Genomic DNA, 16018 nt, shown 5'->3' with positions numbered 1-16018 from the left:
ATAATTTGCTTATTGTTAGATATTTATTCTGTTTTCGATAACATCTTATTAGTTTAAAATGGAAAACATATTCATCTTTTTAGATCAAAAGATGATCATTCCACGTTTTGGTCAAAAAATATCCCAACCATAGGGTAGGGATATTTTCATTACAGAAGCATTTATTGATTAAAAAACAAGTTATTTATTTGATTAATCACACTGAACTTTAATTGCTAACCCACCGCGGGATGTTTCACGATATTTAGCGTTCATGTCTTTACCTGTTTCGTACATGGTTTCAATAACTTTATCGAGAGAAACGCGCGGTTCACTGGTACGGCGCAAAGCCATGCGTGAAGCATTGATTGCTTTTACTGACGCAATGGCATTTCGTTCAATACAAGGTACTTGTACCTGGCCTGCTACCGGGTCACAAGTAAGGCCGAGGTTATGTTCCATACCGATTTCAGCCGCAATACAGACCTGTTCAGCACTGCCACCGAGCAATTCAGCAAGGCCGGCTGCTGCCATCGAGCAGGCAACACCTACTTCCCCTTGGCAACCCACTTCAGCTCCAGATATCGATGCATTCATTTTATATAGGATGCCAATAGCGCCAGAAGCCAGGAAATAGCGGATATAGAGCTCTGGTGTTACAGGTTCAATGCAATGGTTGTAATAAGCGAGTACGGCAGGAACAATGCCACAAGCGCCATTGGTTGGTGCGGTAACAACACGCCCACCCGCAGCATTTTCTTCATTGACAGCCAAGGCAAACATATTCACCAAATCCACGACATTCATTGGATCATTAGATAAATTATTTGATGAGGTTAGCATACGATGTAATGCCGCTGCCCGGCGTGGTACACGCAGTGGGCCAGGTAAAACCCCTTCGGTGTTCAAACCACGTTCAATACAAGCCTGCATGGTATCCCAGACATCGGCAAAATAGGCATTAATTTCTTCTTTGCTGTGGAGATCCAGCTCGTTTTTCATCATTAAACCGGAAATAGATAACCCGGTTTTATTACAATTCATCAGTAATTCTTTTGCTGAATTGAATGGATATGAAACTGGTTTGGTATCCTGAGAGGGTTTACCAAAGTGTTCTTCATCAACAATAAAACCACCACCAATCGAGTAGTAGGTTTTGCTATAAACTTTTTTGTCCCCCGCGAATGCGTGAATTTGCATGCCGTTTTCATGTAATGACAGATTATCACTTCGGAAAACCATGCCGCTATCACGTGGGAAATCGACTTCATGTAAACCGTTGGCTAGTTTAATACGCTGTGTTTGCTCTACATCACGAATAAAACCGGGGATCGAATCAATATCAACGGTGGCGGGTAAATTACCTGCCAGACCCATGATAATGGCGATATCCGTATGATGACCCTTGCCGGTTAATGAGAGTGAGCCGTAAACATCGACGGCTACACGCGTGATAGAAGGCATTAATCCCTGGTTTACCAGATCGTCGACAAACTGTTTGCCGGCTTTCATCGGGCCAACCGTATGAGAGCTAGATGGGCCAATACCGACCTTAAACATGTCGAAAACGCTAATCACGCCAGACTCCTTAAAAAAGATAGAGATATAGTTATATATATTGAGGTACGCTACTTTACTGTGATTTAGTCGTGTTGATAAGGGAGTTTACAGGTTTTTTTGAATTATGATAGCAACAGCGATAAAGATGGATAAAAAAAATACAAATTTGTTATCCTTAAATGATTTGGATCAAACCTGAATTTGTTGAGCTAATTGATGAATTATTGTCGCTGTTAATCCCCAAATGAGATGCTGCTGATACCAGTAAAAATAGATACGATGCCGCTGACCACGGCGACTAACATCAAGATAATGATAACTCGAAAGTGAGAGCGCTTCAGATAGAGGAACTTCGAATATTTTGGAAACTTCTGCCGGGTTGCTGTGGAAGGATAATCCGGGGGGCAATAATCCGACAATAGGCGTCACCAGATAGCCACTGATGCTATTTAAAGGAGCGAGTTGTCCCAGAACCTGAACTTTCTGATGAGGTATGTTAACTTCTTCTTCCGCTTCCCGTAGTGCTGTCGCGATTATTGATTTATCTTTAGGATCAGCAACCCCCCCCTGGAAAAGCGACTTGACCGGCATGTGATCGTAAAGTGGCGGAGCGTCGGGTCAATAATAACGTTGGCTTCGGTTTGCAGATGATTGGTAATAATACCGCAGCATGGCGGTTGTTATCTGAAAGCCGTTTAGGTGGTGGTGGAAGTTGTAACTGAAATCTGTTAACGAAATCAGACAGTGATATCATATTACTTTTATTTTCCCTAGTTGCGGCAAGATACGATTCAACTTATCAAATGTTTCCTGATACTCTTTTTCAGCAATGCTGTCGGCAACGATTCCGCCACCGGCCCAGCAATATATTTTTTCTTTCTCAGTTAAGAGGGTACGAATGGTGATATTGCTGTCCATTGTGCCACAGAAACTAATATAGCCAATTGAACCACAATATCCATGTCGGCGGTGAGGTTCAAGCTCTTCTATTATTTCCATTGCTCTGATTTTAGGAGCTCCGGTAATAGAACCACCGGGAAAACAGGCGCGTAATAAATCCGTAGCATCCGTGGTTCTGCAACCAAAATATCGAACCGGTTATGGGGATGGTTGGCCGCACCAGAATGGAGCAGCATTGCCCAAGACTGATTTGAAATCGGCGCGAAATAGTTGATGGCAGCGTCTGGTTGATAGGGTAATTGCCGTTTTTGTAGTGAAATGCTCATTATAGTGTTGGTTTAGCAATTGTAATGCAAAAGTTAGTCTTGATTTTAATCCTTACAGATTAACATAGAAATCCATTCCTTACTTGAGTTAAAAATCGCTATACTCTTCAGCATAGATCACTTTATAGAGGTTATTATCATGTTTTCAGAGATGCCAACTTTATCCCATGAGGAACAGCAACGAGCGGTAGAAAAAATTCAGCAATTGATGGTTGAAGGAATGAGCAGTGGCGAAGCGATTGCGTTGGTTGCACAAGAACTTCGTGAGCGACATCGAGGAAAAGAGCAGGTTAATGTGGTGTTTGATGATGAAAAATCAACATAATTAAATTATTTATTTAACAATAATCACACATTTATTTTACCTGACATGTTAGGTTAGCTCCATATTTAATCTCTTACTTTGAGATATTAACGGGAGGTAGTATGAAAGCATGTCATATCATTAACAGAGTTAGCCTATCAGGTGCAGCACTTTTGCTCACGGTTTCATTCACAGTATCTGCTGTGTCGGAGAACAAACGTGTTGATAAATTTATTTCTTGCGACAATTTAACTAAATCGCAAATTGCCGCTCAAGTAAAGCGTGATTTTCTGCAAAACCGCATTAACCATTGGTCAGAAGATAGAAAGCAATTGGGAACGTCTAAACCAGTGGTGTGGGTAAAGGCGGAAAATATCACTGGCGATAAAGATATATTAAAAATTCCGCTGACTGTTCGTGGTTCTAAGCGTGACAAAGATTACCGTGTTGTCGTTGATTGTCAGCAAAATACGATTAGCTATAGTGAATTGAAATAACATTTTCTGATAGTTATGTCTACCCGTCATTAGACGGATACCAGATTTGGTGTTAGCCAGTAAAGGAAATGTTATGTCAGAATTGAGAAAATTATATCCGGCTTGTGAAGCTTATCGTTCGGGGTATTTGGATACAGGCGACGGTCATCAAATTTATTGGGAATTGTGTGGTAATCCTGTAGGTAAGCCGGCTGTATTTATTCATGGTGGGCCGGGTGGTGGTATTGCTTCTTATCACCGTCGGTTATTCGACCCGAAGAAATATCATGTCATGTTATTTGATCAGCGTGGTTGTGGGCGTTCAAAACCTCATGCCAGTTTGGAAAATAATACCACTTGGCATTTAGTTGAAGATATTGAGCGCTTACGTCAATTGATGGGAGTAGAAAAATGGCTGGTATTTGGTGGTTCGTGGGGTTCAACCTTATCTTTAGTTTACGCCCAGACTCATTCCCAACACGTTTCTGAATTAATTCTTCGGGGAATTTTCTTGCTGAGACCACAAGAGTTGCACTGGTATTATCAGGATGGTGCTTCTAATTTCTTCCCTGACAAATGGCAACGAATGGTATCTATTTTATCGGAAGGAGAACGAAAGGATGTGATCAGAGCATATAATAAGCGGCTGACTAGTAATGATCTTCGGGTGCAATTAGAAGCCGCGCGTCTCTGGAGTTTATGGGAAGGAGAGACGGTAACATTGCTTCCTTCAAATAATGTAGAGTGTTTTACGGAAGATGAGTTTGCTTTGGCATTTGCTCGGATTGAGAACCACTATTTTATCAATGAGGGTTTTATGAATGAGGAGCAGCAACTGTTGAATAATATTGACGTTATACGGGATATTCCGGCAGTTATCATTCATGGCCGATATGATATGGCGTGCCGGGTGCAAAATGCTTGGGATCTAGCGCAGGCATGGCCGGAAGCGGAATTACATATCATTGAAGGAGCAGGGCATTCATTTGATGAGCCGGGTATTTTACATCAGCTTATTAGTGCAACAGATAGGTTTGCAGATCAGTAATTGGATATACCCGTTATCTTTCAAGTTGCCTCTTTGTTGGCTGCACTCACTCACCCCGGTCACATAGTTATCTATGCTCCCGGGGATTCGTTCCCTTGCCGTCGCGATCCATCTTGAAATCCATTGGGTATATAATCACCGGTTATCCGGTGGTTACCCATTCTTACTGGATGATCAGCGGCCTTTTGGCTCGTAGGGTAAATTGGAAAATTGTTTGGATAATTGGCGATAATGCACTAAACGTTGTTGAAAATATTGCCGCAGATGTTCGGGTTGTTCTTGTTCAACTGTATCAGGAAGTACCGGCATATTGTAACGTTCCTTAAAGGCTACGCCAGAAGCTGCCAAATCAACATTCACTTTGTCCATATTCTCTGTAGAAAGTTCGGCCAGATTATGTTTCATCAGTGTCTCTCTCATTCACAAAGTGATAAAACTAATCCAGACAGGTTTTTCTGGCAAGGTCTGAATTGATTATTTTATAAATATAAATAATATTCATTATCATTAAATATCAAAATTCCTTGATGAAGATTATTTTGTAAATGTGATTCATTTTCATTTAAATATATTAAATGAGATTCATTTTCATATTTTTATTAAAAAATATATTTATATTTCAATGTGATACTTATTTTTGATTTATTTTTATTATTGGGTTTTATTATTTTCATTTAATTGGCATAATGTAGTCCAATTAATAACTGGAGTATCTATTATGTTAAATCAAGAAATGGTTAATAAATTAAATGAGCAGATGAATCTGGAGTTCTATTCTGCGAATTTATATCTGCAAATGAGTGCATGGTGTAGTGAACAAGGGTTACCAGGTGCCGCTGCGTTTTTTAAATCGCACTCTCAGGAAGAGATGCAGCATATGCATCGCTTGTTTGAGTATCTGAGTGATACAGGCGCAATGCCACGTTTGGGGCAAATTGATGCACCTGTGGCCGATTATGAATCTATATCTCATGTACTCAATAGAACTTATGAACACGAGCGATTTATTACTGCCGAAATTAATAAACTTGCTCATTTGGCGATAACCATGCAGGATTATTCTACTTTTAACTTTCTGCAATGGTATGTAGCAGAACAGCATGAAGAAGAGAAATTGTTTAAATCTATCCTTGATAAACTGGATATGGTTGGTGAGGATGGTAAAGCACTTTTCTTATTAGATAAGGATCTGAAAGGTCTGTCTACTGCAAATCCTGTCTAATGAAAGGGAATTAATTAGCCGCAGTAGTCGCAATAACTTTAGGTATTTAAAGTCAATGCTGCGGTTTTCCTTTATTTTTGCGCGATAGTTCACAAGACGAAATTCTTATTGTAAGTTATCGCAGATAAAATAATTCTTTTGATATAAAATGATGACAATTTATAGCGATTCATTTGAAAATTAAGAGGTTATTGATGACCATTAGCACAATCCGCTCTTTTGGCCGAAAATTATCTGCTTTAATTGTCCTTTTTGTTGCCATATCTTGCCAGCAAGCTTTGGCCCATGCGCATTTAACAGAACAAATTCCGGCAGAAGATACTACAGTAGAAAATACACCGCAGGTGATCACGCTAAGCTTTTCTGAAGGTATTGAGCTGAGTTTTAGTAAAGTAAAAGTGATTGGCCCGGAAAATAAACTCATTAAAACGGGAAAGTTGAAGCTTGATCCGGCAACTAATACAAAACTTATTCTTCCTATCGAAGATAAACTGGCGACAGGGAGATATGATGTTAACTGGAGCGTGGTCTCTGTTGATGGGCATAAGACTAAAGGTGCCTATAGCTTTACAGTGAAATAATTATGTCTCTAGCGGCGCTGTATATTCTTTGTCGCTTCACTCATTTCGTGGCAGTTATGTTAGTGTTTGGCTTTAGCATATTTACTGCCATATTGGTTCCTGAGCGTTTATCTGTTCTGATTGATGCACGCCTTCGTTTAGGGGTAATTATCAGTACAGTTGTGACATTAGTAACAACAATTGGATGGTTGGCAATTCAATCGGGAATAATGGGTGATGGTTGGCAGGATATTTGTAATCTAGAAATCTGGTTGGCAGTATTGGGAACAACTTTTGGTAAAGTTTGGCAATGGCAAATACTGGTTTCAATAGTTGCTACAGGGTTTTTGTTTATCGGTAAACAAAAAGCCAGAAATATTTTGATGTTAATCAGTTCTGCTGTTTTACTCTCCTGCCATGCTTTTATAGGCCATTCGGTAATGCATGATGGGATAACAGGTGTTTTTTCTCAGATTAATCAGGTAATTCACTTAGTGAGTGTTGGATACTGGTTTGGTGGATTATGGCCGTTTTTGTTATGCTTGCAATTTTTACGGATACAAAATGAATTGGCTATAGGGTTGGATAAACAGATTATGATCTCCATGATGCGTTTTTCCACGTATGGTCACGTTGCTGTAACCCTGATTATCATTACTGGCATTATAAGCAGCTTAATTTTGCTACCGAACTGGCCGAAATATAGCGGTAGTGAATATCAATCCATGCTATGGCTGAAGATAGCATTGGTGGTGGGTATGGTGATGCTTGCATTAATTAACCGCTATATCTTGGTTCCTAAACTGAAGCAACCTGGCCGCTATCAATTGTTGATTATCAATAGTTGGGTTGAAATTATTCTTGGAGCATTGGTTCTATTATGTGTTGCTGTTTTTGCTACTTATCAACCGATTTGATTTTCTTAATTAATTATCTGTCTCAATAGGTGCTATTGGTATATACCCGTTATCTTTCAAATTGCCTCTTTGTTGGCTGCACTCACTCACCCCGGTCACATAGTTACCTATGCTCCCGGGGATTCGCTCCCTTGCCGTCGCGATGCATCTTGAAATCCATTGGGTATATAGATAGTGTGTGAAAAGATCCATTTCGCTCGCTTTTATATCTACATTGGTAACTATTATGAAACGTTTACTTTTATTAATTTCCTTGCTTTGTCTCTCTTTTCAAAATGTTGCTGCACCGATTGAAACGGTGAGTAAGCTACAATTTGGTGATAAATGGGCATTTACGCGGGAAGAGGTGATGTTGGATTGCCGAGCAAATAAGGCTCTGTTTGTGATTAATCCAAGTACGTTAGTGCAATACCCATTGAATGATATAGCCACGGATATGATGAAGGTGGGGAAAGTGAATGCTAAGTCTTTGGATATTATTCTATTGGATGATAGCAAAAATCCGACCCAAAAAATGAGTATAGAGCCATTCCAACAAGCAGCTTTAGCATTGTGCGATAAGAGATAATGTCATTGAGTAAGCAATATACCCGTTATCTTTCAAGTTGCCTCTTTGTTGGCTGCGCTCGCTCACCCCGGTCACATAGTTTGCTATGCTCCCGGGGATTCACTCTCTTGCCGTCGCGATGCATCTTGAAATCCGTAGGGTATAGCGTCTATTTTGGCTTAATGGAAGATGTTGTTTTTGATTATTTATTATCCAAAAAGTTGGTAAAATGCAAGTATGTCAGCTACTCTTTAAATTGTAAGTTGTTTTTCGTCTCAATGACACTTTTAGCGCACGGCTCTTAAGAGCCATTTTCCCTAGGCCGAGTAGAGGAGTCAACTCGGCCTCTTTTTGTCACAAGTTTTGTGGACATCAGACCACCCTCATAACCCATGCATGTTTTTGTCTATCATAATGCTTTCGGTAGAGAAGAATGTGTTTATCGTTTAGTAAGGCGGGAATACTGGTATGTTCATCCCATCCATCCAACTGCATACAAAGTTCATGGTCGGAATTACAAGGAATGCTAATGGTGATATCGTCCTCTTGGGAAGGTGAAGAGAGAATAGCATCATCAATTTCGTAGCTGGAAATTCTTAATTTTGTCTGGTTCATGATTGCTCCTTAACTTTTATATAACAGGTAAGACCAGCGTGACCATCATTGAGAATAGATCAAATAGCTGAGATTTCCAGTAATAATATTTTCTGTGCTGGATAATCGGTAGATGATATTGCTGTTATAATGATCTGTTCTAAAACTTACTCTTGTCATATTGCTTTTTTTATCTCTGTTATTCTTTGACCTTTTATACATTCAGTAGGAAATATTTATTTGGTGTGGTAGTAAGGACTCAAAGTGTTGGTGGTGGTGTGGTAAATGCAATAATTCTATGGATAACTTGTTTGAATGTTTAGTTTTTTTACTACACTACTAGTCAACTCTCAAATGAAAGGGGCTAATGAACGATACTGTTATCAGATAATTGATCTTTATAATTGTGTAAAAACTCAATTTGATTTTATTGTATGAGGGCATAGAGGCACTAACAGTGAATCATATTCATACTGGTTGTACCTCTGATAATGTTTTGGTGAAGTGGTGTGATATCTCACTAGCCTTTGCAAGTATTCAATAAATATAATTAAAGAATATCTTATTGAGGACAGTAAAAAATTTACGTCAGTGTGACAGACTGTTAACCTTATTGTTATGGGCACTTGATGTTTTTTTGATATAAAAATAGAGATGCGTTTTGTGAATTTCATCGGATAGGTCAATTATGAATAAAAATGAGTTCTATCGGGAGCTTACGGGAGACCTAAAAGCTCTGTTGTCTGGTGAGTATGACTTAATAGCGACGCTGGCTAATACCAGTGCATTGTTGTATGAACGTTTGCATGACGTTAACTGGGTTGGCTTTTACCTGATTGATGGTAATACGTTGGTGTTAGGACCATTTCAGGGAAAAGTTGCTTGTGTCAGAATACCTGTTGGCAAGGGGGTATGCGGAACGGCTGTATTGAAAAAGCGTATCCAGCGTGTTGATGATGTTCATGCGTTCCCTGGTCATATCGCCTGTGATGTTGCTAGTAACGCTGAAATTGTGTTGCCGTTGATCGTAAGCGATAGAATTATCGGTGTATTGGATATTGATAGTACGGTCTTTAATAGGTTCGACCAGAAAGACGAATTTGGCTTACAAGCCCTTATTGATGGGCTTTGTGCTCATTTAGAACAGTGCGTTGTGCCGAAATATGTTGAATTGAATGTAACTTAACATATGGATAACGTGGCATTTATCAGCAACGCTATTATAATGACGCCAGTTCATGCCTATGCTGGTTGGCAAAACCGTTGTAATCAGGAAATTTCATGGAAAATCAACCTAAGTTGAATAGTAGTAAAGAGATTATTGCTTTTTTAGCTGAGCGTTTCCCGCTCTGTTTCGTAGCCGAAGGTGAAGCTCGTCCTTTAAAGATCGGTATTTTTCAAGATATCGTTGAACGTATTCAGGACGAAGAGTGTTTAAGTAAAACACAACTGCGCTCCGCCTTGCGTCTGTACACATCAAGTTGGCGTTACCTGTATGGTGTGAAAGAAGGTGCGCAGCGTGTTGACCTTGATGGTAATTCATGCGGTGAATTGGAAGCGGAACACATTGAGCACGCTCTTCAGCAACTGACTGAAGCTAAAGCACGGGTTCAGGCACAGCGTGCAGAGCAAAGAGCTAAAAAACGTGAAGCTGAAAATGTGGCTGCTGGTGAAAAAAATGAACGGCCCACAGCCAAGAAACCAGCTCCTCGTCGCCGCGCTAATAATACTGAGGGGGAAAAACGGCAGCCACCACGTCAGCAAAAGCGCCCTCAGCAAGCACGTAAACCAGTTGCTAAACCTGCTCAACCTGTACCGATTCAGATTGTCGATGTTTCATCGCTGAAAATTGGTCAGGAAATTAAAGTAAGAGTGGGTAAAAGTTCAGTGGATGCTTCTGTGCTTGAAGTCGCCAAAGATGGTGTACGGGTACAATTGCCTTCCGGTTTGGCAATGATTGTACGCGCAGAACATTTACAGTTCTGATACGGAGGCCGACCTGGGCATGAACAAATTCGTCAGACTGGCTTTTGTTTTAGGTGTTTCAATTTTTGGTACTTGTTATGCAAATACAAACAGTCCAGTGGCTGTTCCTGTTGGTATTGAACAATTACCTATATTGAAGCAAGAGCCTCAGCATTCAACAGTTAGCGAGCGGGTAACATCCCGCTTCACTCGTTCTCATTATCGCCAATTTGATTTAGATGGTGATTTTTCGGCAAAAATATTTGACCGCTATCTTAATATACTGGATTACAGCCATAACATATTATTGGCGTCAGATGTTGCTCAGTATGCCGATAAGAAAAAGTTGTTAGGCAAGGAATTGGAAAATGGGAATCTGGAAATTCCGTATGACTTGTTTAATTTGTTACAGAAACGTCGCTTTGAGCGTTATCAGTACGCTTTATCGCGTCTTGAACAGCCAATGAATTTTGATGGTAACGATACAATTGATGTTGATCGTTCCAAAGCCCCTTGGTCACAGAGTGTGGAAGAGCTAAATAAACTTTGGGATGCTAAAGTTAAATATGATTGGCTCAACCTCAAGCTCAGCGGCAAAGAGGACAAGAAAATCAAAGAGATGCTCACCAAACGCTATCAATCCGCGTTAAAACGTCTGACACAAAGCCAGAGTGAAGATGTTTTCCAATTGATTATGACTGCGTTTGCCCGTGAAATTGATCCTCATACCAATTATCTTTCACCACGCAATACTGAACAGTTTAACTCAGAAATGAGTCTTTCCCTGGAAGGGATTGGTGCTGTTTTGCAAATAGATGATGACTACACAGTTATAAATTCTTTGGTTGCTGGTGGACCTGCCGCCAAAAGCAAAGCATTAAACGTGGGTGATAAGATTATCGGCGTTGCCCAGTCAGGAAAGTCTATGGTGGATATTATTGGCTGGCGTCTGGATGATGTGGTTGCGCTGATTAAAGGTCCTAAAGGGAGTAAAGTGCGGCTTGAGGTTATTTCTGATACCAAAGGGGCAAAACCGCGTACTGTTATTTTAACTCGCGAACAGATCCGTTTGGAAGATCGGGCTGTGAAGATGTCAGTTAAGACCATGGGTCAGGAAAAAGTGGGCGTGCTTGATATCCCCGGTTTTTATGTTGGTTTGACTGATAATGTTAAAACTCAATTACAAAAACTGACCAAACAGCATGTCAGTGCTATTGTCATTGATTTGCGTAGCAATGGTGGTGGCGCACTGACAGAGGCGGTTTCTTTATCAGGCTTGTTTCTCCCAAGTGGCCCGGTTGTCCAGGTTAGAGATAATAATGGGAAAATTCGTCAGGATTCTGATACTGATGAAGTGGTGTACTATAAAGGACCTTTGGTTGTTCTGGTAGACCATTTTAGTGCTTCTGCTTCTGAAATTTTTGCCGCAGCAATGCAGGATTATGGGCGAGCGTTGATTGTTGGTGAACCGACTTTTGGTAAAGGTACAGTTCAGCAATATCGTTCTTTGAGTCGTATTTACGATCAAATGATGCGTCCTGATTGGCCATCACTGGGGTCTGTCCAATATACGATTCAGAAGTTTTATCGTGTGAATGGCGGTAGTACTCAGCGTAAAGGGGTTACTCCTGATATCGTAATGCCTACGGGGGTTGATCCGGCAGAAACCGGGGAAAGTTTCGAAGATAATGCTTTGCCTTGGGATAGCATTCCTCCTGCCCGTTATACAGGGTCTAAAATTATTGCTGCATTGGTTCCTCAGTTGAATGTTGCTCACAATGCCCGCATTACAACTGATCCAGAATTCAAGTATATCAATGAGGATATTGCTCACTATAAGGCGCTGAAAGAGCATAAAAATATTGTTTCTCTGAACTATGCACAAAGAGAGAAAGAGAATAAAGAAGCGGATGCTCTGAAGTTGAATCGCATAAATGATCGCTTTAAACGCGAGGGTAAAAAACCGTTAACTTCACTGGATGATTTGCCTAAAGATTATCAGGGGCCAGATCCCTATCTCGATGAGTCAGTGAAGATTGCACTTGATTTAGCGCACCAACCTGCTGAGAAAATGTTGGCTAAGTCTAAGTAAAATAATGGGTTAAAGCCTGTTAATGATTAATGCCCAATATCGTTTGCTTGGGATGTTTTGAGTGAATGGTATATTGGGCTGTCAGTAATATAAACAGTCTTTTTAAGGTGTTTTTTCTTTTCAGGAAGGATGAATTATTTCACATTTTCTCAGTATTACCAGGTATTGGCGTATTTTGTTTAACCAATTGGTGTTAGGCTAATGTGGTTTTTTTCATGATTTTGTAAAGTTATGTTGGTTTTATCGCTTAACAGGTTAAAAGCCTTGAATATAGTAAGAACAGCCTTATTTATAGAGTAGTTCTGAAAGTGCATTGATTATTAATAAAGGAAGCCGGTTTTTATGATGCGAATTGTTTTGTTCCTCCTCACTAACCTCGCTGTTATGTTGGTGTTCGGGATAATACTTTCTTTGACAGGAATTCAGGGGAGTAGTGTACAAGGTTTGATGATTATGGCTGGTCTGTTTGGTTTCGGTGGGGCGTTTGTTTCCCTGTTGATGTCCAAATGGATGGCCCTACGTTCTGTGGGTGCCCAGGTCATAGAACAGCCAGCAAATGAAGTTGAACATTGGTTAGTTGAAACTGTTCGCCGTCAAGCGGAACAAGTCAATATTGCCATGCCCCAGGTTGCGATTTATACCGCGCCTGATATTAACGCATTCGCTACCGGAGCGCGTCGTAATGCTTCTCTGGTTGCTGTCAGCACCGGTCTATTGGATAACATGAGTAGGGCAGAAGCAGAAGCTGTTATTGCTCATGAGATTAGTCATATTGCTAATGGTGATATGGTGACGATGACCTTGCTGCAAGGGATAGTAAATACTTTCGTTATCTTTATTTCCCGTCTACTGGCTCAAGCTGTATCAAGTTTCCTGTCTGGCAACAGTGATGAGGAAGAGAGTAACTCTTCGGGCAATCCTATTGTTTACATGGTTGTTTCAATGGTGTTGGAAATAGTATTTGGTATTCTGGCGAGCATTATCACAATGTGGTTCTCACGTTATCGCGAATTCCATGCAGATGCAGGTTCTGCCAAGTTGGTCGGTCGTGAGAAAATGATCGCTGCTTTACAGCGTCTGAAAACCAGTTATGAACCGCAGGAAGAAGGCAGTATGATGGCGTTCTGTATTAATGGTAAATCAAAAACATTCAGTGAGCTGTTCATGTCTCACCCACCATTGGACAAACGTATTGAAGCACTGCGTAGTGGACAGTACCTGAATAAATAATATTGTGAATAAAATAAAAAGCCGGGGAATCAATCCCGGCTTTTTTACAGTTTTTGAAGTTTTAAATTATAGCTGACTTAATTCAACATGTTCTTCCTGATCGAAGATAGTTTTATCAGTTTGTCCCATCAGTTGGCTGGTAATAGTGCCAGCAGTCATTGAACCACTTACATTCAGTGCCGTACGGCCCATATCAATGAGAGGCTCAACAGAAATCAATAAAGCAATCAACGTTACAGGTAGTCCCATTGCGGGTAAGACAATCAGTGCTGCAAACGTAGCACCGCCGCCCACACCAGCAACGCCAGCAGAGCTGATAGTGACAATGCCAACGAGTGTTGCAATCCACATCGGGTCGAGTGGGTTTATGCCCACTGTTGGAGCAACCATTGCGGCCAACATGGCGGGATAAATTCCGGCACAGCCATTCTGACCGATTGTTGCTCCAAAAGATGCTGAAAAGCTGGCGATTGATTCTGGTACGCCAATACGGAGTGTCTGGGTTTCGACATTCAGTGGAATACTGGCAGCACTGGAACGGCTGGTGAATGCAAAAGTCAACACTGGCCAAGTTTTTTTGAAAAATCTAAGTGGATTGATGCCGAAGAGAGAAAGTAGAAACCCATGAGCAACAAATACTAGTGCTAGTGCAATATAGGATGCGATAACAAAGGTTCCCAGTTTTGCAATTTCATGGATATTAGAGTTAGCGACAACTTTGGTCATCAGGGCCATAACACCATACGGCGTTAAGCGCATAACCAGACGAACCAGTTTCATTACCCATGCCTGTATAGTGTCGATAGCGACTAATATGCGTTCACCCTTCTCATGATCATCTTTCAACATTTGCAGGGCAGCGATACCTAAGAAGGTTGCGAAAATAACAACGCTGATAACAGAAGTTGGGTTAGCGCCGGTTAAATCTGCGAACGGATTTTTCGGAATAAAAGATAGAATCAATTGTGGTACAGATAAATCAGAGACTTTGCTGACATAGTTGTTTTCGATAGCAGACAGACGTGTTGTTTCTTGGGGACCTTGAATCAGACCTTCAGCAGTCAGGCCGAACAGGTTGATAATCATGATACCGATAAGTGCTGCAATCATTGTAGTGAATAACAACGTTCCGATAGTCAGAAAGCTGATTTTTCCCAGAGAAGATGCTTTGTGTAGTTTGGCGACTGCACTCAAAATAGAGGCAAATATCAGAGGCATAATGACCATTTGTAGAAGTTGTACGTAGCCATTACCTACAATGTTGAACCATGATATGGATTCCTTCACTATGGTATTATCAGAACCATAAACCAGTTGCAGTGCTAAGCCAAAAATAATGCCAATGGTAAGGCCCGCAAAAACCTTTTTCGACAGGTTCCATTGCCGTGAACTGGTTTTTGACAATAGCAAAAGCAGTGCTACGAAGACGAGCACATTCGAAATGAGTGGTAAATTCATCCCCAAACTCCAGAATTCAATTTAGTTAAGTTATAAGCTGTATTGAATCGTGTAGGTTTGCAAACGAACACATTACAACAAGCAGTTGGGGAATATAGTACCAGATTAAACTATTTTCATTTATAACTATATAGAATTTAATATAATTAATGTGACTTTTAAGATTTATTTTTAGTCAATTAGAGCATTAGAAATAGAGATCTTTGATGCGATTTATATAAAAAAGTATAGAAGATTCAATATCTTCTGGTAGAAAAATGGCAATGACAATTAATAGGGCAGAAATAAACCTTTCTGCTTTCTTATTTCCTTGCTTGCCAAGCACAGGTAGACAGAAACGTATTTTGATTGGCCACAATAACGGCACACCAGCCGGTGTTAGCATATCTGCAATCAGATGGCTCAAATAGCCAACAATCATGGCATGGAAAAAATCAGTTGGGATTAGCCACTCTTCGGGTATTTTTAGCCAAAATAAAGTAATCCCTAATATGAGAGCAAGTAAACTGTGAGTAAAGCCTCTATGACCACAGAGTTTGGCAATAGGAATGGAGATAAATCTGAATAATCTACCCAGGGTTGAATTAGGGTGATCGATATCGGGTAACAAGGCAGTAAGCAGTACCCCTGGTAGCATATGCAACCAGTCTCCATAAGCTATCTCTGGTGTTATTTCTAGCTTATGTGCCAAGATGATGCTGGCAACTGAAAATAAAAGATGCCCTTCTGCGGTCATAAATTCCTCTGACTAATAACTGTCTATCCATACAGTCGGCGAAGTATAGAGGGTTTTATGTGGGTAAGATAGAGGGTGAAAAGCAAAAATATCTTATTTATTAA

18 protein-coding genes and 2 pseudogenes are annotated in these 16018 nt (G+C 40.4%); 11 read left to right on the top strand and 9 right to left on the bottom strand.

The genetic code is table 11. The annotated features are described in order from the left end of the window. Positions 1-192: 192 nt before the first annotated feature. The 4 genes and pseudogenes from LGZ98_RS12870 to LGZ98_RS12855 all read right to left on the bottom strand — a co-directional run bounded on the left by LGZ98_RS12870 (position 193) and on the right by LGZ98_RS12855 (position 2765). Positions 193-1557 (bottom strand): L-serine ammonia-lyase, encoded by a 1365-nt coding sequence (locus tag LGZ98_RS12870; protein ID WP_113041017.1) that lies wholly within the window; start codon positions 1555-1557, stop codon positions 193-195. A 171-nt stretch (positions 1558-1728) separates the two neighbouring features. Beyond that, positions 1729-2293 (bottom strand): annotated as a pseudogene (locus tag LGZ98_RS12865) (CoA pyrophosphatase). Then, positions 2290-2607: pseudogene (locus LGZ98_RS12860) on the bottom strand (chorismate-binding protein); the annotation flags it as partial. The pseudogenes LGZ98_RS12860 and LGZ98_RS12865, both read right to left, overlap by 4 nt. Further along, positions 2529-2765 (bottom strand): hypothetical protein, encoded by a 237-nt coding sequence (locus tag LGZ98_RS12855; RefSeq protein WP_113041015.1) that lies wholly within the window; start codon positions 2763-2765, stop codon positions 2529-2531. The pseudogene LGZ98_RS12860 and the gene LGZ98_RS12855, both read right to left, overlap by 79 nt. 139 nt (positions 2766-2904) lie before the next feature. On the opposite strand from LGZ98_RS12855, the gene LGZ98_RS12850 reads away from it, so the two are divergent. The 3 genes from LGZ98_RS12850 (at position 2905) to pip (ending at position 4593) form a co-directional block, all read left to right on the top strand. Next, the gene (locus LGZ98_RS12850; RefSeq protein WP_112875701.1) at positions 2905-3090 is read left to right on the top strand and encodes a YoaH family protein; all 186 of its coding nucleotides are present in this window, start codon (positions 2905-2907) and stop codon (positions 3088-3090) included. A 101-nt stretch (positions 3091-3191) separates the two neighbouring features. Beyond that, the gene (gene yebF / locus LGZ98_RS12845) at positions 3192-3566 is read left to right on the top strand and encodes a protein YebF (protein WP_113041014.1); all 375 of its coding nucleotides are present in this window, start codon (positions 3192-3194) and stop codon (positions 3564-3566) included. A 73-nt stretch (positions 3567-3639) separates the two neighbouring features. Then, the gene (gene pip / locus LGZ98_RS12840; RefSeq protein WP_113041013.1) at positions 3640-4593 is read left to right on the top strand and encodes a prolyl aminopeptidase; all 954 of its coding nucleotides are present in this window, start codon (positions 3640-3642) and stop codon (positions 4591-4593) included. A gap of 174 nt (positions 4594-4767) precedes the next feature. Here the strand turns inward: pip and LGZ98_RS12835 are convergent, their stop codons facing one another. Next, a complete protein-coding gene (locus LGZ98_RS12835; protein WP_112875704.1) occupies positions 4768-4998 on the bottom strand; it encodes a DNA polymerase III subunit theta in 231 nt (76 codons plus the stop codon). Between the two features lie 313 nt (positions 4999-5311). Between LGZ98_RS12835 and ftnA the strand changes: the two genes are divergently transcribed. The 3 genes from ftnA to copD all read left to right on the top strand — a co-directional run bounded on the left by ftnA (position 5312) and on the right by copD (position 7292). Beyond that, the gene (ftnA, locus tag LGZ98_RS12830; protein WP_113041012.1) at positions 5312-5815 is read left to right on the top strand and encodes a non-heme ferritin; all 504 of its coding nucleotides are present in this window, start codon (positions 5312-5314) and stop codon (positions 5813-5815) included. Between the two features lie 194 nt (positions 5816-6009). After that, positions 6010-6396 (top strand): CopC domain-containing protein YobA, encoded by a 387-nt coding sequence (gene yobA / locus LGZ98_RS12825; protein ID WP_113041011.1) that lies wholly within the window; start codon positions 6010-6012, stop codon positions 6394-6396. Positions 6397-6398: 2 nt separating this feature from the next. Next, positions 6399-7292 (top strand): copper homeostasis membrane protein CopD, encoded by an 894-nt coding sequence (gene copD / locus LGZ98_RS12820; RefSeq protein ID WP_113041010.1) that lies wholly within the window; start codon positions 6399-6401, stop codon positions 7290-7292. 9 nt (positions 7293-7301) lie between these two features. On the opposite strand, the gene LGZ98_RS12815 is transcribed toward copD, so the two are convergent. Beyond that, positions 7302-7484, bottom strand: a complete 183-nt coding sequence (locus LGZ98_RS12815) for a hypothetical protein (protein ID WP_146748044.1) — start codon at positions 7482-7484, stop codon at positions 7302-7304. Positions 7485-7518: 34 nt separating this feature from the next. On the opposite strand from LGZ98_RS12815, the gene LGZ98_RS12810 reads away from it, so the two are divergent. After that, entirely contained in the window at positions 7519-7860 is a 342-nt protein-coding gene (locus LGZ98_RS12810) for a YebY family protein (protein WP_113041009.1), read from the top strand. A 351-nt stretch (positions 7861-8211) separates the two neighbouring features. Here the strand turns inward: LGZ98_RS12810 and LGZ98_RS12805 are convergent, their stop codons facing one another. Then, positions 8212-8454 (bottom strand): DUF1480 family protein, encoded by a 243-nt coding sequence (locus tag LGZ98_RS12805; RefSeq protein WP_112875709.1) that lies wholly within the window; start codon positions 8452-8454, stop codon positions 8212-8214. A 667-nt stretch (positions 8455-9121) separates the two neighbouring features. Between LGZ98_RS12805 and LGZ98_RS12800 the strand changes: the two genes are divergently transcribed. The 4 genes from LGZ98_RS12800 (at position 9122) to htpX (ending at position 13720) form a co-directional block, all read left to right on the top strand. Beyond that, the gene (locus LGZ98_RS12800) at positions 9122-9619 is read left to right on the top strand and encodes a free L-methionine (R)-S-oxide reductase MsrC (RefSeq protein ID WP_113041008.1); all 498 of its coding nucleotides are present in this window, start codon (positions 9122-9124) and stop codon (positions 9617-9619) included. Positions 9620-9714: 95 nt separating this feature from the next. Continuing rightward, positions 9715-10419, top strand: a complete 705-nt coding sequence (gene proQ / locus LGZ98_RS12795; protein WP_113041007.1) for an RNA chaperone ProQ — start codon at positions 9715-9717, stop codon at positions 10417-10419. A 19-nt stretch (positions 10420-10438) separates the two neighbouring features. Continuing rightward, positions 10439-12490 (top strand): carboxy terminal-processing peptidase, encoded by a 2052-nt coding sequence (gene prc / locus LGZ98_RS12790; protein ID WP_113041006.1) that lies wholly within the window; start codon positions 10439-10441, stop codon positions 12488-12490. A 342-nt stretch (positions 12491-12832) separates the two neighbouring features. After that, positions 12833-13720 (top strand): protease HtpX, encoded by an 888-nt coding sequence (htpX, locus tag LGZ98_RS12785; protein WP_113041005.1) that lies wholly within the window; start codon positions 12833-12835, stop codon positions 13718-13720. Positions 13721-13786: 66 nt separating this feature from the next. Here the strand turns inward: htpX and LGZ98_RS12780 are convergent, their stop codons facing one another. Then, entirely contained in the window at positions 13787-15178 is a 1392-nt protein-coding gene (locus tag LGZ98_RS12780; protein WP_191214722.1) for an L-cystine transporter, read from the bottom strand. Positions 15179-15365: 187 nt separating this feature from the next. Beyond that, complete coding sequence (locus LGZ98_RS12775) at positions 15366-15914, bottom strand: metal-dependent hydrolase (protein WP_113041003.1); 549 nt, start codon at positions 15912-15914, stop codon at positions 15366-15368. Positions 15915-16018 lie beyond the last annotated feature (104 nt).

Origin of the sequence: Photorhabdus kayaii (assembly GCF_025384895.1) — a bacterium.
Taxonomy (GTDB): domain Bacteria; phylum Pseudomonadota; class Gammaproteobacteria; order Enterobacterales; family Enterobacteriaceae; genus Photorhabdus; species Photorhabdus kayaii.
The sequence above is the reverse complement of the archived record's forward strand: the minus strand, read 5'-3'. Positions and strand labels throughout refer to the sequence as shown.

What these genes read in the sequence shown, in the direction of transcription:
- LGZ98_RS12855 (WP_113041015.1), bottom strand. Translation starts at nt 2,765, where the DNA reads ATGAGCATTTCACTACAAAAACGGCAATTACCCTATCAACCAGACGCT.
- LGZ98_RS12850 (WP_112875701.1), top strand. Translation starts at nt 2,905, where the DNA reads ATGTTTTCAGAGATGCCAACTTTATCCCATGAGGAACAGCAACGAGCG.
- yebF (WP_113041014.1), top strand. Translation starts at nt 3,192, where the DNA reads ATGAAAGCATGTCATATCATTAACAGAGTTAGCCTATCAGGTGCAGCA.
- pip (WP_113041013.1), top strand. Translation starts at nt 3,640, where the DNA reads ATGTCAGAATTGAGAAAATTATATCCGGCTTGTGAAGCTTATCGTTCG.
- LGZ98_RS12835 (WP_112875704.1), bottom strand. Translation starts at nt 4,998, where the DNA reads ATGAAACATAATCTGGCCGAACTTTCTACAGAGAATATGGACAAAGTG.
- ftnA (WP_113041012.1), top strand. Translation starts at nt 5,312, where the DNA reads ATGTTAAATCAAGAAATGGTTAATAAATTAAATGAGCAGATGAATCTG.
- yobA (WP_113041011.1), top strand. Translation starts at nt 6,010, where the DNA reads ATGACCATTAGCACAATCCGCTCTTTTGGCCGAAAATTATCTGCTTTA.
- copD (WP_113041010.1), top strand. Translation starts at nt 6,399, where the DNA reads ATGTCTCTAGCGGCGCTGTATATTCTTTGTCGCTTCACTCATTTCGTG.
- LGZ98_RS12815 (WP_146748044.1), bottom strand. Translation starts at nt 7,484, where the DNA reads ATGGATCTTTTCACACACTATCTATATACCCAATGGATTTCAAGATGC.
- LGZ98_RS12810 (WP_113041009.1), top strand. Translation starts at nt 7,519, where the DNA reads ATGAAACGTTTACTTTTATTAATTTCCTTGCTTTGTCTCTCTTTTCAA.
- LGZ98_RS12805 (WP_112875709.1), bottom strand. Translation starts at nt 8,454, where the DNA reads ATGAACCAGACAAAATTAAGAATTTCCAGCTACGAAATTGATGATGCT.
- LGZ98_RS12800 (WP_113041008.1), top strand. Translation starts at nt 9,122, where the DNA reads ATGAATAAAAATGAGTTCTATCGGGAGCTTACGGGAGACCTAAAAGCT.
- proQ (WP_113041007.1), top strand. Translation starts at nt 9,715, where the DNA reads ATGGAAAATCAACCTAAGTTGAATAGTAGTAAAGAGATTATTGCTTTT.
- prc (WP_113041006.1), top strand. Translation starts at nt 10,439, where the DNA reads ATGAACAAATTCGTCAGACTGGCTTTTGTTTTAGGTGTTTCAATTTTT.
- htpX (WP_113041005.1), top strand. Translation starts at nt 12,833, where the DNA reads ATGATGCGAATTGTTTTGTTCCTCCTCACTAACCTCGCTGTTATGTTG.
- LGZ98_RS12780 (WP_191214722.1), bottom strand. Translation starts at nt 15,178, where the DNA reads ATGAATTTACCACTCATTTCGAATGTGCTCGTCTTCGTAGCACTGCTT.
- LGZ98_RS12775 (WP_113041003.1), bottom strand. Translation starts at nt 15,914, where the DNA reads ATGACCGCAGAAGGGCATCTTTTATTTTCAGTTGCCAGCATCATCTTG.